At 45.6% G+C, this 9,614-nt stretch carries 13 protein-coding genes; 11 read left to right on the forward strand and 2 right to left on the reverse strand.

What is annotated here, in order from left to right; genetic code table 11:
- The 8 genes from V7Q33_RS20005 to V7Q33_RS20040 all read left to right on the forward strand — a co-directional run.
- On the forward strand, positions 1 to 264 hold a 264-nt coding region (locus V7Q33_RS20005), incomplete at its 5' end, for a DUF1572 family protein (RefSeq protein WP_333821027.1).
- 12 nt (positions 265 to 276) lie between these two features.
- Positions 277 to 906, forward strand: coding sequence for an FMN-binding negative transcriptional regulator (locus V7Q33_RS20010; protein WP_333821028.1), 630 nt, complete (start codon positions 277 to 279; stop codon positions 904 to 906).
- A gap of 5 nt (positions 907 to 911) precedes the next feature.
- Positions 912 to 2,345, forward strand: a complete 1,434-nt coding sequence (locus tag V7Q33_RS20015; protein WP_333821029.1) for a pyridoxal phosphate-dependent decarboxylase family protein — start codon at positions 912 to 914, stop codon at positions 2,343 to 2,345.
- A gap of 135 nt (positions 2,346 to 2,480) precedes the next feature.
- A complete protein-coding gene (locus V7Q33_RS20020) occupies positions 2,481 to 3,554 on the forward strand; it encodes a branched-chain amino acid aminotransferase (protein WP_333821030.1) in 1,074 nt (357 codons plus the stop codon).
- A 98-nt stretch (positions 3,555 to 3,652) separates the two neighbouring features.
- Positions 3,653 to 4,669, forward strand: a complete 1,017-nt coding sequence (locus V7Q33_RS20025) for a zinc-binding dehydrogenase (RefSeq protein ID WP_333821031.1) — start codon at positions 3,653 to 3,655, stop codon at positions 4,667 to 4,669.
- 5 nt (positions 4,670 to 4,674) lie between these two features.
- Complete coding sequence (locus tag V7Q33_RS20030; protein ID WP_333821032.1) at positions 4,675 to 5,124, forward strand: GNAT family N-acetyltransferase; 450 nt, start codon at positions 4,675 to 4,677, stop codon at positions 5,122 to 5,124.
- A gap of 108 nt (positions 5,125 to 5,232) precedes the next feature.
- The gene (locus V7Q33_RS20035) at positions 5,233 to 5,622 is read left to right on the forward strand and encodes a VOC family protein (RefSeq protein WP_333821033.1); all 390 of its coding nucleotides are present in this window, start codon (positions 5,233 to 5,235) and stop codon (positions 5,620 to 5,622) included.
- Positions 5,623 to 5,721: 99 nt separating this feature from the next.
- On the forward strand, positions 5,722 to 6,129 hold the full coding sequence (locus V7Q33_RS20040; protein ID WP_331979368.1) for a Dabb family protein: 408 nt from the start codon (positions 5,722 to 5,724) through the stop codon (positions 6,127 to 6,129).
- Between the two features lie 141 nt (positions 6,130 to 6,270).
- Here V7Q33_RS20040 and V7Q33_RS20045 read toward each other — a convergent pair whose 3' ends face one another.
- Entirely contained in the window at positions 6,271 to 6,840 is a 570-nt protein-coding gene (locus V7Q33_RS20045; RefSeq protein ID WP_331979366.1) for a redoxin family protein, read from the reverse strand.
- Positions 6,837 to 7,472, reverse strand: a complete 636-nt coding sequence (locus V7Q33_RS20050) for a 4'-phosphopantetheinyl transferase family protein (protein WP_333821035.1) — start codon at positions 7,470 to 7,472, stop codon at positions 6,837 to 6,839. Before V7Q33_RS20050 ends, V7Q33_RS20045 begins: the two co-directional genes overlap by 4 nt.
- A 77-nt stretch (positions 7,473 to 7,549) precedes the next feature.
- Here V7Q33_RS20050 and V7Q33_RS20055 point away from each other — a divergent pair, with 77 nt between their 5' ends.
- From V7Q33_RS20055 to folB, 3 genes are all read left to right on the forward strand, one after another.
- On the forward strand, positions 7,550 to 8,458 hold the full coding sequence (locus V7Q33_RS20055; RefSeq protein ID WP_333821036.1) for a WD40 repeat domain-containing protein: 909 nt from the start codon (positions 7,550 to 7,552) through the stop codon (positions 8,456 to 8,458).
- 12 nt (positions 8,459 to 8,470) lie between these two features.
- Positions 8,471 to 9,265: a DivIVA domain-containing protein gene (locus V7Q33_RS20060; protein ID WP_331979360.1), complete on the forward strand. Its 795-nt coding sequence runs from the start codon at positions 8,471 to 8,473 to the stop codon at positions 9,263 to 9,265.
- Positions 9,262 to 9,614 (forward strand): dihydroneopterin aldolase (gene folB / locus V7Q33_RS20065; RefSeq protein ID WP_333821037.1); only part of this gene is annotated, 353 nt, incomplete at its 3' end. The genes V7Q33_RS20060 and folB, both read left to right, overlap by 4 nt.

The following is a 9,614-nucleotide window of genomic DNA, read 5'->3' on the forward strand; positions in this document are numbered from 1 at the left end:
CGCGATTTAGAGTTTTCTGCCAAAGGTATAGCACAGCAAGAACTGCTACGCAAAATCGATGATACAATTCAGATTGTAGACAAAGTGCTGAGTACATTAACCGAAGAGCAACTGAAGCAGGAATATCCTATGCAGGTGTTGGCCGAGAAAACTTCCACGGAATTTTTCCTGGTGCATCTGGCTACCCATCTTACCTATCATTTGGGCCAGGTAAATTATCATCGCCGATTGCTGGATAGTGTTGCCAGTACTGTGCACGCTTAACGCTGCAAGAGCATGTATACTCCTAAATATTTTCAACATACCGATACAACGGCCATTCAGGATTTTATCCGCGAGCATGGCTTTGGCATATTGATAAGCCAGAAAGACGGAAACCTGATGGCTACGCATATACCGCTGGAATTATCGGAAGATGGCAACAAACTAACAGGCCACATCTCGAAGGCTAATCCGCAGTGGAAAAGCTTTACGGAGAGTGGTGAGGTACTTGTGATCTTTAACGGCCCGCATACCTATATTTCATCGTCCTGGTATAATCACAAGAATGTGCCTACCTGGAATTATATGGCGGTGCATGCCTATGGCACGATCCGTACGATAGAGGGCGAAGCGCTTTTTCAATCACTGGCTCATCTGATGAATAAGTATGAGCGCGATTCAATGCATCCCGTCACTGTAGAAAGTCTGTCAGCAGAGTATATAACGAAAGCCATGCAGGGCGTAGTGGGTTTCGAGATTGTCATCACCAAACTGGAAGCAACGCATAAACTTTCGCAGAACCGCGATCGCGAGAGTTACGACAATATCATTCACGAATTGAAGAAGCGTGAGGACGCGGACTCCGCGCAAATAGCACGGGCTATGGAGAAGAATCATAATTCTTTGTTCAACGGTAAATCATAATATACATGCACGCACTTTTACAACACGATAAGCAGAATCAGAAAGATATACTGCACCATACCGTTGCGCTGGCCAACGAGTATTTAGATGCACAGGACTCTTTCCCTCCCGGCAGATATATACCCGACCTGGTATTGGAAGATTTACCCGAAAAAGGCAGCAGTGCCCGGGATGCGCTGGAGTATTTCAAAAATCATTATGCAGCGCAGATCACCAACAGTGCCGGCCCTCGATACTTCGGTTTTGTTACCGGCGGATCAACACCGGCTGCGGTCGCGGGTGACTGGCTGGTAAGTGCCTACGATCAGAACGCTTGTGGCAGCAACGATTCTATCGCGCCACAGGTAGAACGCCAGACGATCCATTTTTTTAAACAACTTTTTGGATTGGAAGATATATACTTTGGTAGTTTTGTGACCGGAGCAACCGTCTCCAACCAGGTAGGGCTTGCACTTGGCCGACAGTGGATTGGTGAGCAGCTTGGAAAAGATTTTAGTGTCGAAGGCTCTTATGGTGTAGCTCCTGTAAAAGTATTGAGTAGCACACCACATTCCAGTATACTCAAGTCGATGGCGATATTGGGAATGGGCAGGAATATGCTTATCAAAGTGGCTACGTTGCCCGATCGTGAAGCGGTAGATATCGCCGCACTGGAGCGTGAACTGCAATCGGCTCAGGGCCCGGTGCTGGTTGTAGCAAATGCAGGCACTGTAAATACGGTTGACTTTGATGATCTGGAAGCGATCGGCAAACTGAAATCAAAATATACTTTCTGGTTACATGTAGACGCGGCCTTTGGAGGTTTTGCGGCCCTGTCTTCTCGTTATGCCCATCTCATGAAAGGGATAAATTATGCCGATAGTATTACGATTGATGCACACAAGTGGCTCAATGTTCCTTATGATGCTGCGATGCAGTTTACACGTCATAAGAAAATTCAATTGAAAGTATTTCAGAATAGTGCAGCCTATTTGGGTGATCCTGAACAAAGTCCGGATTACTTCCACTACACACCGGAGAACTCACGCAGGTGGCGCGCATTACCTTCATGGTTTACATTGAAAGCGTATGGTCGTGAAGGACATCGGGAGATTGTGGAACGCAACTGTGATGTGGCGTATAGCCTGGGCGAGAAGCTTAAAGCATCGGCCGATTTCAGGCTGCTGGCTCCGGTGCGCATGAACGTAGTGTGTTTCACCTTGAAAAATGAAAGTATTACGTTCGATGATATTCGCGAATATCTGAATGCCGTGCGCGATGACGGACACGTATTCTTTACGCCAACCTTATACAAGGGTACACCGGCCATACGGGCCGCTATATCCAACTGGCAGACGGAAGAGGCAGATGGCCAACTGGCGTTTGATGTGCTCACCCAGGTGTATCACGCTAAAAAGCAAACATTCGCAACCGCATCAGCACATACACAAACTGTTTAAAACAGCAGCTTTGCAAAATTTAGTTTGCTCTTTTTCGGGATTACAAAAGATTTTTGGTTTACAGCATAAAATATAGCAGCAGGCCGGGATATCTCGACAATAATTGTGAAATTTCACCCAGTAACTTTTAAGACCATGACAACATTAACGACTTCGATACCAGTGCAGCGTGTTGCAAAATCGAGAATCAAGGAAGTTGATTTCAACAACCTGGAATTTGGAAAGTACATTGCCGACCACATGGTGGTGGCCGATTATAAAGATGGTAAATGGCACGAGCCCGCTATCGTTCCGTTTGGTGATATACTCATGAGCCCGGCGATGCTATCGCTTCACTACGGGCAAGCCGTATTTGAAGGTATGAAAGCCTTCTATATGAACGATGGCAATATAAATATATTCCGTCCGCAGCGGCACCACGCCCGTTTCAATCGCTCGCTCGATCGCATGTGTATGCCACAGATCAGCGAAGAAATGTTCATGCAATCGCTTCGTTCCCTTATTGAAGTAGACAAGGATTGGATACCAACCAGTGAAGGATCATCTTTCTATATCCGTCCGTTCATGTTTGCATACGAAGCCAGACTCGGTGTTAAAGTAGCCGATCACTTCAAGTTTATTATCATCAACAGTCCGGTGGCGGCTTACCAGGCTAAGCCTTATCGCCTGAAAGTGGAAGATACGTATGTGCGCACAGCAGAAGGTGGAACCGGTTTTGCAAAATGTGCCGGTAACTATGGTGGTGCATTCTACCCGACTCAAATTGCCCGCGAAGAAGGATTTGACCAGATACTCTGGACGGATCACAAAGAACACAAGTATATAGATGAAGTGGGTATGATGAACGTGATGTTCGTGATCAACGGTAAACTCGTTACGCCGAAACTTACCACCGCTATATTGGATGGCGTTACGCGCGATACCATTCTCACCCTTGCCAAAGACATGAGTGTGACGGTAGAAGAACGCAGAGTAAGCATCGATGAAATTGAAGCAGGCTTGAAAGATGGTTCAGTAACTGAAGCATTCGGAACAGGTACCGCAGCCGTTGTGGCACCTATCGCCGTAATCAAGATCAAAGGGAACGACCTCTCTATACCAGTGGCCGGCCCGGAAAGCTTCCAGCTTCGCGCCAAGAAAAAATTAAACGATATTCGTATGGGTGCCGAGCCCGATAAGTACGGCTGGAATTATATTATCCACGTATAATCGCAGAAGAGAAAATTTGTTGGGACCTCATCCTTGCTGCTTTCTCTTACTACGAGGAAGTTGTTCAGGGATGAGGTCTTTTTTTTGATACTATAGCTATGTTTGGATCCAAAAAAAGAGCTGCATTATTTAAAGGCAAAGATTATCCGGTAGAAGTTCTGGAAATTAAAAAGCCGAAGTTGATAAAAGACCAGGTGCTGGTGCGCATGCATCATGCGGCACTCAATCACCGCGACCTGTGGGTTATACAAGAGCAAGCGCAGCATTTTCCGGATGGCATCGTGCTCGGCTCTGATGGTTGTGGTGTTATTGAAGATGTAGGCGAAGATGCAGACCCGATGCTGGTGGGAGCAGAAGTGGTGATTAATCCAAGCCTGGAGTGGGGCGATAACCCGATTGTGCAAGGCGATAGATTCAAAATATTAGGTTTCCCGGATAACGGCACATTTGGAGACTACCTTGCCATATCGAAGAAGTATATATTTGAAAAACCCGAGCATCTCACCTCCGAAGAATCTGCAGCCGTACCGTTGTCCGGACTTACAGCATACAGAGCGTTGTTCTCCAAGGCAAGATTACGTTCAAAAGAGAAAGTGCTGATTACCGGTATAGGTGGGGGCGCAGCGTTGTGGGCATTGCAGTTTGCTGTGGCATACCAGGCGCGGGTGTACGTAACATCAGGTTCTGATGAGAAGATCGAAAAAGCAAAAGCACTGGGAGCGTTAGGCGGATTCAACTATAAAGATCCGGATTGGCACACAAAGGCGCTCAAAGAAACCGGTGGCTTTGATATTATCATCGACAGTGCAGGAGGAGATCAGTTCTCAAAATTTATTGAGCTCGCTGTGCCCGGTGGAAGAATCGTAAACTTTGGGCGCACTGCTGGTAACATCACCGAAGTAGCTACACGTTTATTATACTGGAAACAACTGTCGATACTGGGCACTACCATGGGAACACGTGATGAATTTTTGTCGATGCTCGATTTCGTTGAAGGCCGCAGGATCAAGCCTGTGATCGACAAAGTATTCCTGCTGGAAGAAATAAACCAGGCTTTTCAACGTATGGAAAATCGCGACCAGTTTGGAAAGATTGTGTTGAAAATAACGAAGTAGTATAGATGACTATTCTGAAAGAAGAAATATACAACGGCTTTACATTCAGTTCCGATCGCACGCGCGTAGATGTAGATTACGTACATCAAGTTGTATCTACGCAGTTATACTGGGCAAAAGGTATACCGTTTGATGTTGTGAAGCGCTCCATCGAAAATTCATTCTGTTTTGGTATATATACCGATAGCAGACAAGTAGGATTTGCACGACTCGTTACCGATTATGCCACCTTTGCATACCTGGCCGATGTCTTTATTGACGAAGCCTATCGCGGCCAGGGCCTGTCGAAGAGGCTGATGGAGTTTATCTTCAGTATAGAAGAGTTGAAGATATTCAGACGCATGGTACTCGTAACGCGCGATGCACACACTCTGTACGAGCGCTACGGTTTCGAGCCGCTGAAGTCGCCTCAAAATTATATGGAACTCCACCGGCCCAATGTATACGGAGCCTGATAAAATTATCTCCCACAGATTTCACAGAATTACACAGAAACTTTTCCCGCAGATCAGCATTTAATTTCTGTGTTCATCTGTGAATTCTGTGGGAAAAAAATTAAACTTATGAAAATAGACCATCTCGCCATGTGGGTAACTGACCTGGAGAAAATGAAATCTTTCTACCAGCAATACTTTCAGGTTACCTCCGGAGAAAAATACTTTAATCCTAAAAAGAATTTCGAGTCCTACTTTCTCAACTTTGAGAATGGCTGCCGCCTGGAGATCATGAAAATGCCCAGTATACCGACCAGCGAAAATGATATATATCGCCAGTTTACAGGACTAATACACTTTGCCATATCCACTGGCAGTAAACAAGCGGTTGACGTTCTAACTGAGCAACTTCGTGCCGATGGCTATGAAGTAGTAGGCGAACCCCGCACCACCGGTGATGGTTACTACGAAAGCGTTATCCTAGACCCGGAAGGAAACCGCATCGAGATAACAGAATAGGGCAGCGGCAAACGCATACTTCCGACTACATAAGTGTCTTCATACGCATAACTATTTTTTGTATTTTCACCCGCAAACTTCCATTTTAACACGGAACGTATGGCCCAAACCCGCAGAACTTTTATAGCCAGTGCCGCTGTGCTCACCGCCGGTGTGGCTTCTGGTATGTCATTAACAACTATGGAAACAAAGGAAAAAAAACAACTTGCGCATCACGTGTTCTTCTGGCTGAAGAATCGTGACTCCAAAGAAGATCTCAATAAACTTATTGAAGGATTGAACACACTCAAAAAGATTGAGACCATTCGCAGCATCCACATTGGTATACCGGCCAGCACTGAGAAACGCGATGTAGTAGATAATAGCTATAGCGCCTCCGAACTTATTTTCTTCGATGATGTGGAAGGACAAAATACTTACCAGGTGCACCCCATACACAAGAAGTTTGTAGAGAATTACTCTCACCTGTGGGAGAAGGTGATTGTATATGATGCGATAGACTTGTAGAAAGCTTCTGGCTGCTAGCATATAGCTGCTGGATGAATACAGGCTGTAAATTATTAGAGCGTGCTCGTTGTGATGATTATCATAACGGCACGCTCTCTTTTTGTCTCTAGTCCAGTGGCCTGTAGCCAGCGGCTGGCAGCCTTATTTCTTTCTGATCGAACATCCCACCGGCCTAATCTCTGCTGTCTGTATTGGCTGTCCTGCCAGTAGTTGATCGATAGCTTCTTTCAAATAATGGTGGCGCACATCGGCTTCTACCTGTGCGTTGTCATCAATGGCGCCTTTATATACTACGGAAAATTTACCGCCATCATTTTTGAGTAAATATACCGATGCGCTTTTGCTGGCTCCGAGAGCATTCATTAAAGTCTGATCTTTGTCGGCCAGGTATGGCAATGATATACCGGCTTGTTGTGCTTTCTTTACCATTGCATCGTTGGCTTCACCAGGATCAATACCGGAGTTAACAAGTAGCACTGGTACTTTCTCCTGGTAGTCGCGTGATAGTTTGTTAATGCGTGCCCGATAGTATTCATCGTACGGACAGGTGTTGCTCGTAAAGATGATCACCAATCCTGAGCATGAAGGATATGTGCTGGTTGAAACTGAATTACCCGTGAGCACATTTACCAGGCTAAAATCCTGAACGGTTTGTGCGTATGTTGTAAAACCGATCATGATCATCAATCCCAGTGTTGCGAGCTTTTTCATAATGCGTTGCGTTTGTTGAATACCACTACAAAATTCGGGTGAACCTGGTAGTATAAAGGTATTATCCTTTCTACATCATTGACAATAATTCTGCCAGGAATATCGCCTTCCATTTCCCGTGTAAACGGGCCAATAATCAGATTTTCAGCCAGCGTCAGATCTTTTTTGCCATATACCTTTATCAGTGCTTCCTTGGCACACCAGTAGATGCAGTGTTTAATCACATCATCACCGGCATCGGCTAATTCATTTGCATGCAATACGCGTGGGGCTACGCGCAGCAGCTTGTCTTTAGGTTGCTCTAGGTCTATACCTACCGGTATATCGCGGTCTACCAGCGCAGCCACGTATGGAAATGAATGACTTAATGAAAGCTGATAGTCATAAGCTTTTGGAAAGGGTTTGCCGAACTCATCTTTCACAATGCCTTTAAAAGGAAGACCAAGCTCAGTCATAATCGTCTTTACAACGGCTCGTCCAGCCAGCCACTCTAGGCGTTTTTTGGTGTTGTGTATCGTTGCCGGTATTTGATCAACGTTGCCAATAAGCGCAGCCAATGCTTCTTCGTCTTCATCAATCTTCCATAATGCCCAGCCGCGATCGGTTGTCATGGTAATTTTCTCAAGAGCCATTCAGTATAATTTGCTACATGCAATAATAATTTTAAAAAACACTCCGAAAGTTAGAACTTTGGCCGTTTAATGCAGGGATGTTGAAGATCGAAGTAACAAAACTTCATACACTCACAGGCCATCGCGACTGTGTATATACACTGGAAGGTTCCGGTGACGACAACCTTTTCTTCTCCGGAGCAGGCGATGGAATGGTGGTGGCATGGAATTTAAGCAATCCGGAAAACGGAGAGCTTATAGCGAAGTTACCCAATTCGGTATATGCTTTGCATCATCACAAGTTGAGTAACCTGCTGGTGGCAGGCCATAATTTTGATGGAATACATGTGCTCGACTGGCAGAATAAATCGGAAGTTGGATCGTTACAACTAACAACGGCTTCAATCTTTGACTTACAGTCGCACAACGATGATCTCTTTGTAGCAACCGGCGATGGCACTGTTATGAAAGTAGCACTGCGGTCCCTGAGCATTCTGGCAAAGAATCAGTCTTCCGAAAAGAGTGCACGCACCATCGCTATTCATCCGCACAACGGAGATGTAGTGATCGGCTATAGCGACAACTTTATTCGGGTATTCGATACTAACTTGCAGCTAAAACACGCCTGGCAGGCGCACGCCAACTCGGTATTTACCATCCGCTTTACTCCGGATGGCCATTTTTTAATGAGTGGCTCGCGCGATGCACGGTTAAAAGTATGGGATGTAAAGGCCCATTATTCGCAGGCAGCCGAAGTGGTAGCGCACATGTATGCGATAAATCACCTCGATTTTAGCCCGGATAATAAACATTTTGTAACTTGTAGCATGGATAAGTCCTTAAAAGTGTGGAAGTTGGATGAGCTGAAGCTGCTCAAGGTCATAGACCGGTCGCGGCATGCAGGGCATGGAACTTCCGTAAACAAAGTTTTATGGACCCGCCATGATGATCAACTGGTGAGTGCCAGCGATGATCGAACCATTTCCGTCTGGAAAATCATTTTTTAAACTTTAGTAATTATGAGAGTAACACCACTTGAAATCCGCCAGAAGACGTTCGAAAAGAACTTCCGCGGATATCAGACAGATGAAGTCAACGCTTTTTTGCTCACGCTGTCACAGGAATGGGAACGCATTATGGACGAGAACAAAGAGCTTCGCATCAAACTCGAAGCTGCTGAACGTGAAGTGACTAAACTTCGTGAAGTTGAAAGTTCTCTTTACAAAACACTGAAGACAGCCGAAGACACCGGTGCCAATGTTATTGAACAGGCACGTTACGCTGCAGACCTTCACCTGAAAGAAACGCAGATGAAAGCCGATGCTATACTGCACGAAGCAAAAACAAAGGCCAGAGATACCATTGAGGAATCTGACATGCGTGCGAAAGAAATTGTGGAGGAAATGGAAGACCGCCTCAAGCTGATGGTGGAGAACTATAAAAAGCTTGAATCGAACCGTGAAGATCTGCTGGCTGATTTGAAGCGCCTGGCCAATGATACGATCGATCGCGTAGAGCGTGCCCGTGCCCATACAAAGGATTTCGATCCTGATCAACACCTGGCTATGGCAAAACGCGAAGCCAAGAAAATAGCATTCCCTAATCATACATACGAAAGACAGGTAACCATACCGTTGGAGCCCGTAGTGACAAAAGAACCCATCGCGATTGAACCGCCACCGCCTGTTCAAAAAGAACCTGTACGGGAAATAGTATTCCCCGAGCCAGAGCCCGTGCTGGAAGAAGTAGTGATTGCACCTCCGCCGGTGCCAGTAAAAAAAGTAATGAAATCTTTCTTTGACGAGATTGCATGAGTGGACGTGTAGCGCTCGAAGGCCTCGAGTTTCATGCCTTTCATGGTGTATATCCGCACGAACGCGAATCAGGAAACTGGTTTGAAGTAGATATAGCCGTGGATACCGATTTTGGTATAGCAGCCGAACATGATGATCTTGCGGGAACAGTGAACTACGAAACCCTCTTTCGTATTGTTAAAGAGGAGATGGGCAAACCATCCAAGCTTTTAGAAACTGTAGCAGAAAAAATTGTAGACGATGTAATGAAAGCACTGCCCGCTGCCAAAGTAGTAGAGCTGAAAATATCCAAATTAAATCCTCCGATAGGAGGAAAATGCCGCAAGGCCTCTATTAGTATTACCAGAAA

The organism is Ohtaekwangia sp., assembly GCF_036786105.1.
Taxonomy (GTDB): domain Bacteria; phylum Bacteroidota; class Bacteroidia; order Cytophagales; family Cyclobacteriaceae; genus Ohtaekwangia.

Coding starts and splice junctions, on each gene's coding strand:
- V7Q33_RS20010 (WP_333821028.1), top strand. CDS start 277: ATGTATACTCCTAAATATTTTCAACATACCGATACAACGGCCATTCAG.
- V7Q33_RS20015 (WP_333821029.1), top strand. CDS start 912: ATGCACGCACTTTTACAACACGATAAGCAGAATCAGAAAGATATACTG.
- V7Q33_RS20020 (WP_333821030.1), top strand. CDS start 2,481: ATGACAACATTAACGACTTCGATACCAGTGCAGCGTGTTGCAAAATCG.
- V7Q33_RS20025 (WP_333821031.1), top strand. CDS start 3,653: ATGTTTGGATCCAAAAAAAGAGCTGCATTATTTAAAGGCAAAGATTAT.
- V7Q33_RS20030 (WP_333821032.1), top strand. CDS start 4,675: ATGACTATTCTGAAAGAAGAAATATACAACGGCTTTACATTCAGTTCC.
- V7Q33_RS20035 (WP_333821033.1), top strand. CDS start 5,233: ATGAAAATAGACCATCTCGCCATGTGGGTAACTGACCTGGAGAAAATG.
- V7Q33_RS20040 (WP_331979368.1), top strand. CDS start 5,722: ATGGCCCAAACCCGCAGAACTTTTATAGCCAGTGCCGCTGTGCTCACC.
- V7Q33_RS20045 (WP_331979366.1), bottom strand. CDS start 6,840: ATGAAAAAGCTCGCAACACTGGGATTGATGATCATGATCGGTTTTACA.
- V7Q33_RS20050 (WP_333821035.1), bottom strand. CDS start 7,472: ATGGCTCTTGAGAAAATTACCATGACAACCGATCGCGGCTGGGCATTA.
- V7Q33_RS20055 (WP_333821036.1), top strand. CDS start 7,550: ATGTTGAAGATCGAAGTAACAAAACTTCATACACTCACAGGCCATCGC.
- V7Q33_RS20060 (WP_331979360.1), top strand. CDS start 8,471: ATGAGAGTAACACCACTTGAAATCCGCCAGAAGACGTTCGAAAAGAAC.